The 15,144-nt window shown below is 63.4% G+C and carries 13 protein-coding genes; 8 read left to right on the forward strand and 5 right to left on the reverse strand.

The genetic code is table 11. The annotated features are described in order from the left end of the window. Position 1 precedes the first annotated feature (1 nt). Positions 2 to 808 carry an ABC transporter ATP-binding protein gene (locus AC1AYR_RS02900; RefSeq protein ID WP_476511214.1) on the reverse strand — a complete coding sequence of 269 codons (807 nt, stop codon included), beginning with the start codon at positions 806 to 808 and terminating at the stop codon, positions 2 to 4. A 483-nt stretch (positions 809 to 1,291) separates the two neighbouring features. On the opposite strand from AC1AYR_RS02900, the gene AC1AYR_RS02905 reads away from it, so the two are divergent. From AC1AYR_RS02905 to AC1AYR_RS02925, 5 genes are all read left to right on the forward strand, one after another. Next, complete coding sequence (locus tag AC1AYR_RS02905) at positions 1,292 to 2,488, forward strand: SLC13 family permease (protein WP_476511213.1); 1,197 nt, start codon at positions 1,292 to 1,294, stop codon at positions 2,486 to 2,488. 115 nt (positions 2,489 to 2,603) lie between these two features. After that, on the forward strand, positions 2,604 to 3,608 hold the full coding sequence (locus tag AC1AYR_RS02910) for a LacI family DNA-binding transcriptional regulator (RefSeq protein ID WP_476511212.1): 1,005 nt from the start codon (positions 2,604 to 2,606) through the stop codon (positions 3,606 to 3,608). Positions 3,609 to 3,907: 299 nt separating this feature from the next. Continuing rightward, the gene (locus AC1AYR_RS02915; RefSeq protein WP_476511211.1) at positions 3,908 to 5,119 is read left to right on the forward strand and encodes an MFS transporter; all 1,212 of its coding nucleotides are present in this window, start codon (positions 3,908 to 3,910) and stop codon (positions 5,117 to 5,119) included. 24 nt (positions 5,120 to 5,143) lie between these two features. Next, positions 5,144 to 6,733 carry an MGH1-like glycoside hydrolase domain-containing protein gene (locus tag AC1AYR_RS02920; protein WP_476511210.1) on the forward strand — a complete coding sequence of 530 codons (1,590 nt, stop codon included), beginning with the start codon at positions 5,144 to 5,146 and terminating at the stop codon, positions 6,731 to 6,733. Between the two features lie 176 nt (positions 6,734 to 6,909). Beyond that, on the forward strand, positions 6,910 to 7,779 hold the full coding sequence (locus tag AC1AYR_RS02925; protein WP_476511209.1) for a MurR/RpiR family transcriptional regulator: 870 nt from the start codon (positions 6,910 to 6,912) through the stop codon (positions 7,777 to 7,779). A gap of 50 nt (positions 7,780 to 7,829) precedes the next feature. Here the strand turns inward: AC1AYR_RS02925 and AC1AYR_RS02930 are convergent, their stop codons facing one another. Then, positions 7,830 to 8,807, reverse strand: a complete 978-nt coding sequence (locus tag AC1AYR_RS02930; protein WP_476511208.1) for an aldo/keto reductase family protein — start codon at positions 8,805 to 8,807, stop codon at positions 7,830 to 7,832. Further along, positions 8,804 to 8,953 (reverse strand): hypothetical protein, encoded by a 150-nt coding sequence (locus tag AC1AYR_RS02935; protein WP_476511207.1) that lies wholly within the window; start codon positions 8,951 to 8,953, stop codon positions 8,804 to 8,806. Before AC1AYR_RS02935 ends, AC1AYR_RS02930 begins: the two co-directional genes overlap by 4 nt. 232 nt (positions 8,954 to 9,185) lie before the next feature. Between AC1AYR_RS02935 and AC1AYR_RS02940 the strand changes: the two genes are divergently transcribed. Further along, entirely contained in the window at positions 9,186 to 11,063 is a 1,878-nt protein-coding gene (locus AC1AYR_RS02940; protein ID WP_476511206.1) for an oleate hydratase, read from the forward strand. Positions 11,064 to 11,222: 159 nt separating this feature from the next. Here AC1AYR_RS02940 and AC1AYR_RS02945 read toward each other — a convergent pair whose 3' ends face one another. After that, on the reverse strand, positions 11,223 to 12,110 hold the full coding sequence (locus tag AC1AYR_RS02945) for an aldo/keto reductase (protein WP_476511205.1): 888 nt from the start codon (positions 12,108 to 12,110) through the stop codon (positions 11,223 to 11,225). A gap of 951 nt (positions 12,111 to 13,061) precedes the next feature. Here AC1AYR_RS02945 and AC1AYR_RS02950 point away from each other — a divergent pair. Further along, positions 13,062 to 14,330, forward strand: coding sequence for a hypothetical protein (locus tag AC1AYR_RS02950; protein ID WP_476511204.1), 1,269 nt, complete (start codon positions 13,062 to 13,064; stop codon positions 14,328 to 14,330). A 22-nt stretch (positions 14,331 to 14,352) separates the two neighbouring features. Continuing rightward, positions 14,353 to 14,520, forward strand: a complete 168-nt coding sequence (locus tag AC1AYR_RS02955) for a hypothetical protein (protein WP_476511203.1) — start codon at positions 14,353 to 14,355, stop codon at positions 14,518 to 14,520. Between the two features lie 397 nt (positions 14,521 to 14,917). Here AC1AYR_RS02955 and AC1AYR_RS02960 read toward each other — a convergent pair. Then, the coding region (locus tag AC1AYR_RS02960; protein ID WP_476555131.1) for a hypothetical protein at positions 14,918 to 15,144 on the reverse strand (227 nt) is incomplete at its 5' end.

Here is a 15,144-nt window from a genome sequence, read left to right on the forward strand (position 1 = left end):
CTCAGGCCTCCTGGCCCGCGGCGGCGAGCTCGGCGTTGACGTGCGCGGCCGAATCGGCCTCGTCGCCCTCGTTGAACAGGGTGTAGATGTTGTTGCGCTTCACCTCGAGCTGGTGGAGGATGAACTTGCGCACGAAGTCGGACGCCGGGTGCTCGATGATGTTCTCCGGGGAGTCGTACTGCGCCACCTTGCCGTGGTTGATGATGAGGACCTTGTCGCTCATCGTGCAGGCCTCCTCCGGATCGTGGGTGACCATGATCGTGGTGAGATCGTACTGCTCGACGATCTGCTTGATCTTCGCCTTGATGGACTCCTTGATCACGCCGTCCAGGGCGGACAGCGGCTCGTCGAGGAGCAGCAGCTTCGGCTTCATGACCAGCGTGCGGGCGAGCGCCACGCGCTGCTTCTGGCCGCCGGACAGCTCGTCGATGTGCTTGTTGAGGTGCTCCTCGAGGCCGAGCAGCGAGATCATCTCCTTGATCTCCTCCGGCGAGGAGATGCCCGGGTTGTTCCTCAGGCCGTAGGTGATGTTCTCGTAGGCGGTGAGGTTCGGGAACAGCGCGTAGTCCTGGAACACGATGTTGAAGCCGCGCTTCTCCATCGGCACGTGGGTGAGATCCTCGCCGTTGTAGATGAGCCTGCCGCTGGTCGGTTCGGTGATGCCCAGGATGATGTTGAGCAGCGTGGTCTTGCCACCGCCGGAAGGGCCGAGGATCGACATGATCTTGCCGTTGTCCAGTTCGAGGCTGATGCCGTTCAGCACATGGGTGTCGCCGAACGACTTGGTGATGTCTTTGAGTTCGAGCATATTTCGTCAACTGCCTTCTTGTTCGGGTCGTGGGGTCGCGGCCCGTTCGCGGGTGGCGTCGCGTGATGCGGCGTCGTGATCGGTATTCAGTTATCGCGGTTGGGACTTCGTACCGTGGCAGCCGAACCGCGCTGCATCTCCTATCGTGCCGTCGATTCGGGCTCCGCTGGCGGCGTGCAGGGGAAAGTTGACTGAAACGATGGTGAACAGCAAGTGAAACTACGCGGGCGGCGTGTAGTCGACGTAGTTTCGCCATATGCGGCGATTCGCCGCGGCTACGTGCGGAACTTGTTTTTCATCATGCGTTCATGTCGTATTCACATAGAGAAAATCGAAAAAGTCGGGAGATGAGGCCAATGACGAGTAAGCGTGACGCGCGATTTCATGGAAAACGGTCGGAAAACAGCACGCCGAGGCTACGTATCGGGGCGCGGTTTCCGTTAGGATACTTACGGTAAATCCCCTTATTCCACGGAGGAATCGATGCGGCGCTGGCTGGTCGAATTGTTGAAGAGCGAGACGATTCTCATCGTCGCCACGGTGCTGGCATTGATCTCATGCTTCATCGTTCCGCCGGACGCCGACTACAAGGGCTACGTGCATATGAGCACGATCAGCCAGCTCGTGTGTCTGATGCTCGTCGTGTGCGGATTGCAGCGCATCGGCGTGTTCCGCATCATCGGTTCGCGTCTGCTGCACCATGTGAGGACCGCGCGCGGTCTCGTGCTCACGCTCATCTCGCTCACGTTCTTCTCCGCGATGCTCATCACCAACGATGTCGCGCTCGTCACGTTCATCCCGTTCGCGATCTCCGTGCTCGTCATGGCGCATATGGAGGAGCATGCGGTGCTTGTCGGCACGCTGATGACGATCGGCGCGAACGTGGGCAGCATGCTCACGCCGATCGGCAACGCGCACAACCTGTATCTCAAGGCGCTCACCGGCATGCCGTCGATGGAGATGATCGGCATCATGGCACCCTATTCGGCGACCGCAGCCGTGATGCTCGTCGTCATCACCTGCGTGGTGTTCGGCTCCAAGCCGGTCTCCGAGTTCCAGTCGTTGGACGGCACCGGCATCGAACAGGGCGTGCTCGCGCCGGAGAGCGATAAGCATCAGCCCGACGAGATCCGCATCACCGGCTACGGCGCCGGCTACGGCGGATGGCGCACCGTCGTCTACGCATTGCTGTTCGTCGTCTGCCTGCTTGCGGTGAGCGATGTCATCCCGCTGTGGCTCATGTGCGTCATCGTGTTCGCCGCGTTCCTCGTGTGCGACCGCAAGGCGTTCAAGAACGTGGACTGGGGCCTGCCGCTCACGTTCACCATGTTCTTCATCTTCATCGGCAACATGAAGCGCGTGCCTGAATTCTACGAGCTCGCCGCCTCGCTGGTGGGCGCGCATCCGTTGGAGGTTGCGGTCGGATCCAGCCAGCTCATCAGCAACGTGCCCACCACGATCCTGCTGTCCGGCTTCACCGACCAGTGGCGTCCGCTCATCATCGGCACGAACCTGGGTGGCATGGGCACGCTCATCGCCTCGATGGCCTCGCTGATCGGCTACAAGAACGTCGTGCGCAAGTATCCGGACCGCAAGGGCCGTTACCTCGCCGTCTACTCGGCCGTCAACGTCCTCTTCCTCATCGTGCTCGTCGGATTGAGCTGGATCATCGAGCCGTGACGGTGCCGCGTCGCATGGCATGCGCATGACCGTCGTCCCCGCCGCTGTGGTGTAACGTTTATACGGATTGACGGAGCCGTTGCGGGGCATCGGTGTGACGGAAGGGGACGGTGCTATGGCTACTTTGCGTGATGTCGCCAAGGAGGCGGGGGTGTCCGTCGCCACCGCGTCGGTGGTTCTGCGCGGCGAACCGGGCTTCAAGCCGGAGACGCGTGCGCGGATTCTTCGTGCGGCGGAGAAGGTGCATTACAGCGCGAACCTGTCCGCGCGGTTCCTCAAACAGGGCAGCAGCGGCATCATCGCGTTCGTGGTCCCCGAACTCGCGAACCCGTATTTCTGCGATCTGGCGTGTGCGGTGTCCCGTGAGGCCGCGGCGCGCGGCTACCAGACCATCGTGATGCAGACGAACGCCTCTCCGGAGGAGGAGAAGACCTCGCTGAAGCGCATCAGCACGCCGATGTGCGATGGGTTGATCGTCAACCTGCACAACACGTCCGAGGAGGAGTTGCAGGCATTGCTCGGAGGGCATCCCGCGGTGTTGTTCGAGGACTATGCCGAGCATCCGCACTATGACAATGTGGCGCTGCCGTTGGCCGCGTCGTTCAAGGCGGCGTTCGCCTATCTGAATCAGCGTGGGTATGGGCACGCCGCGGTCGTCGGCGGAAGGCGGTTCGCGTCGGGGGAGTTCGGTCAGGAGGGGCGCAACGCCGGCTCCCGGCTGGCGGTCGAGGCCATGGTCGAGGCCGGCTTGGGGGAGCCTACCGATACCGTTCCGTGCGAGTGGACCGTCGAGGGCGGCGCGAAGGCCGCCGTGAACATCGTGCAGGCCGATCTGGGTTATGACGTGTTCTTCTGCATGAACGACCTGATCGCCTTCGGTCTTATCCGGGGGTTGCGCGAGATGGGGGTCCGCGTGCCCGAGGACAAGGCGGTGTTCGGCTTCGATGGCGTGAGCCCTGTCTCATATTGCTCGCCGCGGCTGAGCACCATCGCGGTGGATTTCGGGGGCATGGCGAAGACCGCCGTGTCGATGCTGGTCGACCGCATCGAGAAGGGCGACGACCTGCCCGCCCGGCGTGAAATCGCCGGCTTCTCTTTGGTGCGCGGCGAATCCGCCTAAGCGCGTCCGTGCGTTCGGCAGCTGGCGCCCATGAGCGTGTCTCATTGAAATAACGTTTAACTAACAATTGAGCAAGAACGTTTCAACACGCCGATATTCCAACATGGTTGCGATGTTGTAAAACGTTGCAAGAGCGGCATTTTTGATGCTCTTGTATGGTGGTCGAACCTCAGTAGTTAAACGTTCTTGTAAAATTGTGTTATGCTGATTGTGCACACGGAAACATCGCATACGAAGCCACCAGTGGTGGCGGGCTTCTGGTGTCTCCGATCACGCAATCCCGAATCAAAGGAACAACCATGACAACGGAAGTCAAGAAGTACGGTCTCAACGTGCAGTTGGCGGTGTTGGCGGTATCGCTGCTGCTCACCAGTTCGAACATCATCAACGGCATCCTGCCGCAGATCCGCGATGGTCTGCACGTCTCGAACGCGGCCGCCGAGCTGCTGTCCACCACGCCGTCGCTCACCGCGTTGGTCACGCTGCTGCTCAGTCCGGCGATGGCGCGGTTCTTCGGTCTGAAGAACGTGATCGGGCTCGGCGTCGCCCTCGTCGGCGTCTCGGGCGTCATGCCGATGTTCGTCAGCGACTACACGGTCATCCTCATCTCCCGCATCGTGCTCGGCCTGGGGCTGGGCTGCTACAACTCGCTGGCCGTGGCCATCATTCAGGTGATGTGGTCCGGCGACATGCGTTCCACGCTGCTGGGCATCCGAGGCGCGTTCGAGAACATCGGTCAGATGATCCTCACCGCTCTGGTCGGCGTGCTGGCCTCCTCGTTCGGCTGGCAGGGCTCCTTCTCCGCTTACATCCTCGCCTTCGCCGCGCTCGCATGGTTCTGGATTGTCGTGCCGGACGTCAAGCTCGCCGATGACGACACGAGCGACGAATCCGCCGAGGGCGGCGACGTGTTCGCTGAGAAGTCCAACTACGTGATCCTCACGCTGTTCGCGCTGTTCGCGGCCGGCTACCTCGTCGCCATGCAGTCCGGCTTCGTGCGCTGGGCGGCCGTCACCCAGGAGGCTCTGGGCGCCGACTTCAACACGTCCACCGTCATGTCCATCGGCGTGGCCGCGGGCATCGTCTCCGGCTTCGGCTTCGGCGCGCTCAACAAGTTCCTCGGCGATATGAACACCCTGTATCTGGGCATCGCCATCGAGGCGCTCGGCTGCTTCCTGCTGTACTTCGCGAACGGCAGCTGGCCGTTGCTCGTCGCCTCGATCATCTGCTTCTACGTGCCGGGGCCGATCCTCGGACCGTGGCTGTTCAACCAGCTGCCCAAGTACGCCACGAAGTCCCAGCAGGCGTTCTGGTCCACCGCCATCATGATCGGCTTCCACGTGGGCATCTTCCTTGCGCCGCTCGCCATGACCGCCATCGAGGCGATCCTCGGCAGCACCGACTTCGCCGTGTCCTTCCTACCGTTCGGCATCGCGCTGCTGCTCATCATCGTCGGCGTGTTCGCCTACACCCACATGCCCCGCAAGGCCGGCAAGCCCATCGAGGCCTGAACGACACGGAAGGAGGGAACCGTCATGACCGAGGTCTATCAACCCGTCGAGGAGTTCACCGCCCCCGCGCCGTCGCGCGACCCGCATGAGGTGATCGACCATTACGTCGAAACGTTCAACCGCAACGACGAGGAGCTGTACCCGCAGGACATCACCAATGCGATGGCCGCGGAATGGATGAAGAGGGAAGTGCCGTTCTTCGAATGCGCCGACCGTCTGCTGGAGCGTGTCTACTACTTCCGCTGGTGGACGTTCCGCAAGCACATCACGTCGACGCCGGAAGGGCGCATCATCACCGAGTTCCTGCCCGACGTGTACTGGGCCGGCGCATACAACTCCATCAACTGCGCGAACGGGCACCACATCGCCGAGGCGCGTTGGCTGAAGGACGGCGACGATCTGGTCCGAGGGTACGTGGATTTCTGGCTCAAGGGATCCGGCGACGAGCTGTCCTATTCGTCATGGATCGCCGACGCGGTGCGCCGCTACGCCGAGACCCGCGCGGACCACGACTTCGCCGTATCGGTGCTCGACGATCTCGTGCGCTTCTACGGAGAGGTGGAATCCCGCAACATGACGCGCTACGGCCTGTTCTGGTCGTACGACGACCGCGACGCGATGGAGGATTCGATCTCCGGTTCCGGACTGCGCCCCACGCTCAACAGCTACATGGCAGCCAACGCGAGGTCCATCGCCACCATCGCCCGATGGGCAGGGCGGGACGAACTCGCCGACCGGTTCGATGCGAAAGCCGCCTCCCTGACCGGTCTCATCCACGACAAACTATGGGACGCGGACGGGCGGTTCTTCAAGGTGCTGCCGTTGGACGACAAGGAGGGAATCCTCGAAACGGACGATTTCGCCGACGTGGATCCCGCGCGCAACGTGCGCGAGGAGATCGGATACATCCCGTGGGCGTTCGGTCTGGCGGACGGTCGCCATGAGGAGGCGTGGCGTTTCCTCGCCGACCCGAAGCACTTCGCCGGCGCGGTGGGCATCCGCACGGCCGAGCGTTGCCATCCGCGGTACATGAACCGCGATTCCGCCCACGAATGCCAGTGGAACGGGCCCTGCTGGCCGTACGCCACCACGCAGACGCTCAACTCGATGATCGCCGAGATCCGTTCCGGTCGCGGAGGAGTGGGGGTCGGCGACTTCATGCGCGAGCTGCGCCGGTATGCCGTGATCCACACCAGGCAGACGGCCGACGGCGGAGTCGTCGACTGGATCGACGAGGATCTCGACGCCGACACCGGCGCGTGGATTTCCCGCGACCAGCTCGAAGCGTGGCGATGGCGTGAGGACAAAGGCGGCTACGAGCGCGGCAAGGACTACAACCACTCCACCTTCGCCGATCTCGTCATCTCCGGTCTCGCCGGCATCGACGTGCATCCCTCCGCCGACGGGGACATGCTTACCGTCGCGCCGATCGCCGAAGGCCACGACATGCCGTACTGGCGTCTACTCGGCCTGCCTGTCGGTTCCACCACGGTGGATGTTCTGTATGACCGCCTTGGCGACCGCTACGGGCATGGTCCCGGTCTCACCGTCGTCATGAACGGCACGGCGCACCATGACGACGGCGTCGCGCCCCGGATCGACGTGGCGTTGTGAATCCGGTCGGGATGGGCCTCCGGCGCGTCCCGACCTCCATAGGTACGGGTCGGCGGGAAAGTTAACCTACGGTTCATCGGACGGACAACCGCAGTCAGCCGGCGGCACACCCGCGCGGTCTATCGTCGTCCTCGACAATACGAGATGATGGTGGAACTGTCGCAGGAGATGAAACCGTGCAGCCTTCGGTGGGAATTCGCGAGCGCATCGACCATGTGTATCCGTCGCTGAGACCGGCCGAACGAGCCGTCGCACGGTATATCCGCGACCATATTGAGGAGGCCGCCGATCTCACCGTCGGCCAGTTGGCGGATGAAACGCATGTCAGCCAGCCGACCGTGATTCGTTTCTCGCGCAAACTCGGTTTCGGCGGCTATCGTGAGCTGCGCTACGTGCTGCGGCATCCGGAGGCGGAACGCCAGGTGACGTTCGATCCGCTGGAGGGATTCGACCTCAACCCGTGGGACGATCCCGAAAGCGTACCTGCGAAGGCGGCCGCCGGTGCCACGTCGCTCATCGAGGAGCTGCGCCGCTCGCTCGACGTGAAGGCGTTCCGCAAGGCGACGGCGCTGCTGGCGGGGGCGAGAATCGTCGACATCTACGGCGTGGAGAATTCGCTGGTTCCCGCCACCGACCTGTTCACCAAGCTCATGTATCTGGGATTGGACTGCCGTCTTAATACGGACGCCTACCTCCAGCAGATCGGCGCCGGCCATCTGCGTCAGGAGGATGTGGCGATCGCATTCTCCCATTCGGGCTCGTCGGCGGATACGGTGAAGGCGCTGCGCCTCGCCCGGTCGGCGGGCGCGCACACCATCGCCGTGACCAATCACATCGGCTCGCCGTTGGCAGGTTCCGCCGACGTGACGTTGGTCACCGGTTCCGGGTCGCACACAATCTACGGCAACGCGATCTTCTCGCGTGTCGCGAACGTGGCGCTCGTCGACATGCTCTACATGGGCGTGATCCTGTCGGACTACGGCCGGTTCTCCACCGCGCTCGACCAGTCCGGCAGGATGATCGCCGACCGGGAGTACCGCGGTTAGGCGGCTCCCGGTCCGTCGGCGTGTCCCGGCTCCCGGCGGCTTCCGGCGGCTCAGCCCACGTGGCGTTCGAAGCGGTGGAAGCCGGTGATCGCGTCGATTTCGTCCATCGCGTCGGCGGGAATCTCGAAGCCGGAGGCCTTGAGGTTGTTCTCCAGCTGGCTGGGCTTGCTGGCGCCGGCGATCACGCAGCTGATCTCCTGATGCTGGAGGATCCACGCGAGGGAAAGCACCGGCAGGTTCGTGCCGAGTTCCTCGGCCACGTGGCGCAGCTTCTCGACCATGTCGAGGTTCGCGTCGGTGAGCAGGTCGTTGATCTGGTGGTCGGCCTGCCATGTGGCGCGCGAGCCGGCCGGCAGCGGCTGGCCCTTGCGGTATTTGCCGGTGAGCAGTCCCTGCGCGAGCGGGGAGAACGTGGTGATGCCGATGCCGAGCTGACGGCACACGCCCATGATCTCGTGTTCGATGTAGCGGTCGGCGAGGTTGTACTGCGGCTGCACCACGGTGATCGGGTAGAGTCCGAGACGGTCGATGATGCGCTGCGCCTCCTGGAGACGCGCGCCGCCCCACTCCTCGGAGACGCCGTAGTAGAGCACCTTGCCCTGCGCGACGAGGTCGCTCATCGCGCGCAGCGTCTCCTCCAGATCGGTGGACTCATCGAAGCGGTGGCAGTAGTAGAGGTCGAGGTAGTCGGTCCTCATGTTCTTCAGGCTCTGCTCGCAGCTTTCGAAGATGTGTTTGCGCGACAGTCCGCGGTCGTTCACGCCGTCGCCGGTGGGGAAGAACACCTTCGAGGAGATGACGAGTTCACGGCGGGGGAAGCGGCTCAGCGCTTCGCCGAAGAACCGTTCGGCCGCGCCGGCGGAGTATGCGTCGGCGCAGTCGAAGAAGTTCACGCCGTTGTCGAACGCGAGGTCGACGGTCTGCTTGGCCACGTCCTCGGCGGCGGTGCCTTTCAGGTCGGTCACCCAGCTGCCCAGCGCGATTTCGCTGATCTTCAGTCCGGACTTGCCTACGTTGCGGTACTTCATCGTTGCTGTGTTCTCCTTAATCCCGACGTCGTCGCGTCGGATCGTGGTCGTCGTCGGTCGCGGTCGTCGTGACGTTCGCCGCGACCGTCGACGTCGCTGCGCGTGGTGTCCGCGGCGGCGTCGACGACGGTGCTGTTATCGCTCACAGTCCATTGAACCACTTCAAGTGCACTTCAACGCAACCGTCGCATGGCGGACACGCCGGGACGGCGGCCGCGCCGGCGCGCCGGCCGCACGTCGCGCTCACCGTGCGCCGTGGCGCTCCCGTATCCGGACACGACACCGGTGTAGTGTCTATGGCGGGAGAGGGCGGAATGCGACATGATGTCTGATAGGCGGAATTGACGTTCTGTCAACATATCCTCAAGGAGGCGGCATATGTATTATTCCAACGGCAACTACGAGGCGTTCGCGCGGCCGAAGAAGCCGGAAGGCGTCGACGGCAAGCATGCGTACATCATCGGCACCGGTCTCGCGGCACTGTCCGCCGCATGCTATCTCGTGCGCGACGCGCAGATGCCCGGTGCGAACATCCACATCCTCGAGAAGGACGATGTGCCCGGCGGCGCGTGCGATGGTGCGGAGATTCCCGGACTCGGCTACGTGATGCGCGGCGGACGCGAGATGGACAACCACTTCGAGGTGATGTGGGACCTGTTCCGCTCCATCCCCTCCATCGAGAGCCCCGACGTCTCGGTGCTCGACGAATACTATTGGCTCAACAAGGAGGACCCGAACTACTCGCTGTGTCGCGCCACCAAGAACCTCGGCAAGGACGCCGGCACCAAAGGCAGGTTCGGCCTGTCCGACAAGGCCTCGCAGGAGATCATGAAGCTCTTCTTCACCCCTGACGAGGAGCTCTACGACAAGCCGATCACCGACTTCTTCGACGACGAGGTGCTCGACTCCAACTTCTGGATGTACTGGCGCACCATGTTCGCGTTCGAGAACTGGCACTCCGCGCTGGAGATGAAGCTGTACATCAAGCGCTACATCCACCACATCGGAGGCCTGCCGGACTTCAGCGCCCTGCGCTTCACCCGCTACAACCAGTACGAGTCGATGATCCTGCCGATGGTTCGATACCTCGAATCGCACGGCGTCGAGTTCCGCTACGGCACCAAGGTCGAGAACGTCGAATTCGCGATCGGCGGCGGCGACGGGCCGAAGCGCGAACGCACCGGCGTCGGACAGGACACGATTCTCAAGATCCAGGCGACGTCCGGCGTGTTCAAACGTAACCCGTACGGCAGTGACGTCAAGAAGATCGCCGTGCGCCTCGACCTCGACCACGAAGGCGACAAATCCTCCATCGACCTGACCGAGAACGACTACGTGTTCATCACCAACGGCGGCTGCGTCGAGAACTCCACCATGGGCTCGCAGCACGCGCCCGCGCCGTGGAACCCGGACCTGAAGCCGGGCGGCGGCTGGGACATGTGGCGCCGCATCGCCGCGCAGGACCCGAGCTTCGGCCACCCCGACAAGTTCTGCTCCGACCCGCAGGCCACCAAGTGGATGAGCGCCACCGTCACCACGCTCGACGGCGAGATTCCGCCCTACATCCAGCGCATCTGCAAGCGCGACCCGTTCTCCGGGCGCGTCGTGACCGGCGGCATTGTCACCGTCACCGACTCCAGCTGGCTGATGAGCTGGACCCTCAACCGCCAGCAGCAGTTCCGCGACCAGAGCAAGGACCAGCTGTGCGTCTGGGTCTACGGCCTGTTCCCCGACAAGCCCGGCGACTACGTGAAGAAGCCGATGACCGAATGCACCGGCGAGGAGATCTGCGCCGAATGGCTCTACCACATGGGAGTGCCGACGGAGAAGATCGAGGCGCTCGCCAGAAGCCACGCCAACACCGTGCCGGTCATGATGCCGTACATCACCGCGTTCTTCATGCCTCGCGCCGCCGGCGACCGTCCGGACGTCGTGCCGGACGGCGCCGTGAACTTCGCGTTCCTCGGTCAGTTCGCCGAGACCCCGCGCGACACGATCTTCACCACCGAGTACTCGATGCGCACCGGCATGGAAGCCGTCTACACGCTGCTCGACGTGGATCGCGGCGTACCCGAGGTGTGGGGCAGCGTCTACGACGTGAGGAACCTCCTCAACGCCACGGTGAAGCTGCGCGACGGGGCTCCGGTCACGGACATGAAGCTCAACTTCGTGGAGCGCGCCGTGCTGGGCAAGGTGCTGAAGAAGCTCGACGGCACCGACATCGCCGCGTTGCTCAAGGAATATCACGTGATTTGAAATATCACGTGATCCGGCCTCGGGGTCTCGGCTGCGTGCTTCGGGACGTGCGGCCCGTGGCGTGCGGGGACGGCGACGGTCCGGTCGCAGGTGATGGACCTGCGTCGGGCCGTCGTTCGTCGTTCCCCGCGGTCGTCGTCGGTGACGGTCGCGGCGGGTTCAGATATTGCCGCGCACGTGCTGGTCCGCCCACGATTGCGAGTGCGCGAACGTGGCCGGATCGGCGCTGACGTTCGCATGCGGGTCGTCGAGCGCGTCGATGGCGGCGATCTCGGCGGCGGTCAGGTCGAATCCCGCGCTCGCGAGGTTCTCGCGCATGCGCTCCACGTGTTTCGACTTCGGGATGATGATGCGTCCCTCCTGCGTATGCCAGCGCAACACCACCTGCCCCGGCGTCACGCTATGCGCTTCGGCGGCCGCGGTGACCGGCCCGGACGCGATGTCCTGGCCGTGGCCGAGTGGACTGTACGCCTCGACCGCGATGCCGTGTGCCTTGCAGAACGCGCGCACGCCGGGCTGGTTGAAGCGTGGATGCGCCTCGATCTGGTTCACGGCCGGCGCCTCGCCGGAATCCTCGATGATCGCGCGCAGGTGCTCGGGCAGGAAGTTGCTCACGCCGGGCACACGGATCGCGCCCTCGTCGCGCAGCCTCAGCAGCGCGCGCCACGTCTCGCGGTAGAAGTCCGCGGCGGGGAACGGCCAGTGGATGAGATACATGTCGATGACGTCGACGCCCAGCTTGCGGCGCGACTCGTCGAACGCGACGCGCGCCGCATCGTAGCCTTGATCGCAGTTGCGCAGCTTCGTGGTCACCCAGACCTTGCCGGCCATGCCGGTGGCCCGGAGCGCGTCGCCGACCTGCTGCTCGTTGTAGTAGGCGGCGGCCGTGTCGATATGCCGGTAGCCGATTTCCAGCGCCTCCTCGACCGCGCGCTGCGTGTCCTCGGGAGGAATCTGGAACGTGCCAAATCCGATCTGCGGGATGCGTGTGCCCGCATTGTCGTGCAACGCCAGCTCGGGTGATGTTGTTGCCTGCCGATTGCTCATCGTGCCCCCCATTCGTCGATGATGTGGAATCGTCTCCATTGTAGGTTTCGTAGGTTCGGGATTGTGCACGGAGTCGGCGCATTCGGATTGTTTCCGGGACGTTATGCGATGATGTCGCGAACCGTTGCGGTGTGGTACGTCCGGGTGGGCGACACGCCGACGGAACGGCGGTATGACAACAGTCTGAAACCGGTTTCAGAATACGTTTGCAAATCGATGGGGTGGTGTCTATCATGTGAGATGTCAGCCGGAATGTGAGGCTGGCGGAACAATACAGGAAAGGTGGACATCATGACCAACAAGAACATCTTCGGCGATATCGTCAGCTTCTGCGCGGACAACATGTTCCCGGAGAACATCGCCCGTGAAAAGATGGCCGAGTGCGCTCGTCGCCGCGGCAACCGCTGAACCGCATATCCGATTCGATCAGCATCCAAGTAGCGGATCGACGACGGCACGATGGGTACGATGCCGCGCGAAGATTCGCGAGTTCGATACACAGTGAAGATACGGACAACGGCGTCCGCCCACATCGTCTTTGATTCCCGTCCGCGTCATGCGAGGCGGGTTTCGTCGTATTCAATCCGATTCGTCGCCGTCGAGGTCTGCGCCCGCGTCGGAATGTTGCGGCAATAATGCGGAATGTGCGGGTTCGCCGCAGCACTCGGTGGATATCATGGTGATGAACATTCGCTAAGAGAGCGGAGGGGTCCCGATGGGCGCTGAATCCCCTATGTTGCAGTCGCAATCCAATGGCGTGGAGGGGCGGCCGGAGCCGACCGGACGCCATGGGTTCGTGCCGGATCACGGGAAGACCAGCGGCGGGTGCGACGCATGTCGGCCGGCGACATCCGCACCGCGCGGGCGCTTGGTGGCAATCTGCCGTTGCCGCAGGAACAGCCGAAGCGCAAAACCGGGCTGTTCGGGCGACTGTTTGGAAAGGAGTGATCGATGACATCGACTGCCTACACCCGTCCCGTCGAGAGCGTCGCGGTATATCTGCGCGATGAATTAGGTGAGGCGCGCGGATTCGAGACCGTGTTGGCGAGGATGCGTGGCGGAGTGATCTATACGCTGCTGTGCGCCGTCAATTCCGTGTTCGTATGGGTCGCCATGCTCATCGTCGGAGTCCTCGTGCTGGATACGGCCGTTCCCGACGATACGTCCCCGATCTGGGCGCCGGTGAACGCGTTCATGCTGTGGGCGAGCCGCGGCGCGGCCGCGATGACGGGCGCGCCGGTGCCGGGCACGTTGGATGACATGCTGGTGTTGCTCGACCGGCCTCTGGCCGTGGCCTGTCTCATGGTGATGCTCTGGTCGCCCTACGCGGTGCTGTCGGCCGTGATCGCGCTGTTCGGCTTCGCCGGTGGGCGTGGACCTAGGCGTCTTTCCCTGCTCGGTCGATTCGCGCGGGCCGTCAACCTGCCCGGCCGGTTGTGGATGGGACTGGTGCGGCTGCTGTTCGGCTGGGTGTTCCGCCGCAAGTTGCATTTCATGGTAGCCGGAGCCGCATCGGCGGCCGCCACGCCGTTCACCAACCCGTTCCCCGGGGGCAAGGAGCGCCGGTGGGGGAACCAGTACGGCTCGGGTTGGACGCAGAGCAATGCCGGCAGCGGCACCCTGTTCGCGATCGTGATCCTGACCCAGTTGTTCGTCCTCTTCGCGACACTGATCAGTTGGTCCGTGTCCGCTATGCCCTACCTGTTTCCCATCATCGGCATGATGGTGCAGACGACGGTTCAGCGGTCCGATGCGATTACGTTCGCTTGGGGTGCGGCCGTGGCGTTCATAGGTCTTGGACTGGGAATGTGGCTGCCCGCGGCATGCGATTTCTATGCCACTCACGGTGCTCACCTGACGCTCCGCCAGCGCTTCGACTGGTTCCCGCTGGTGCCCAAGGCATCCGATTTGGTGGGCCATAAGGTCGACATCCCCGGTACGTCGGCTCCTGCGGCCCCGTCGGCCTCCGCGGCTGTACGACCTGTCGCTCGCCGCGTCGGGACTCCGACGGCTCCCGCGACTCCGTCGGTCTCCGCGGCGACGGTTCCGGTCCAATCGCAACAGACACACCGGTCGATGCCTTCTCCTGCGCCCGTGCCGCTGCCACCATCGAGTGCATCCCCCGTTCCGGCGCCTCCGCGGCCGGGCGCGTCTCCTGTCCCGTTGCCCCCCGCAGGCTTCGCCCTCGACCGGGACGGCTCCCGCACCGGCCTCGGGTAAGGGCCGGTACAGCGCCATCACCATGATTGCGGCCCTCGCCGTATGCGCATCACCGTTGGTGCTGTCGCTCTGGTTCGTGGTGCTGCTCATCCACGGCAACGCGATGTGGCTGCTCGTTACGGCGATCGCGTGCTTTGTGGGCGGTTTCGCTGTTGTTCTCATCAGCACCAGAGGGCAAGGCGGTAAATAGCGTCGACCCGCGGTTTCCCCGTGCGGTCGTGCCGTTTGGTGGTGGTGTGTGGTTGTTTCCTCCCGCTGGCGGGAGGTGGCGCGTGAGCGCCGGTGGGTGGTTTGGTGGTGCGGGGTGGTGTGTTGTTTCCTCCCGCTGGCGGGAGGTGGCGCGTAGCGTCGGTGGGTGGTCCGGTGGCGTGTGGTGTTTGTTGTCTGTTTTCGACACGCCGGGGGAGCCGTGTTGTTTCTAGGGTTTTGGTGGTGTTGTGTTGGGGTTGGTTTGCGTTGTGGTGGTTGGTGGTGTAGGTTAGTCACTCGCTGCCGCTGAGCGGTCCGGTTCTTTCCTTTCTGGTTGGTTTTCCGGGGTTGTTCGGTTGTGTGTGGTGGTTTGAGAACTCAAGAGTGTGTTGTACTACTTACTTCTTTATAGTCAATGATTGCCAGTCCGATTCCCGCTCCGGGGTTTGTTTTCCTGGAGTCCACGAGGGTGGTTGATGGGGGTCGGGGTTTTTGTGCGAACCTCTTTCCTTATAAGGGGTTCCGTCTTTTTTCTTTTTGAGAGTCGTTTTTCGATGTCTCTTTGCAAAGGTTTTTTGTGGAGGGTTCGATTCTGGCTCAGGATGAACGCTGGCGGCGTGCTTAA

This window comes from Bifidobacterium sp. LH_417 (genome assembly GCF_056357035.1).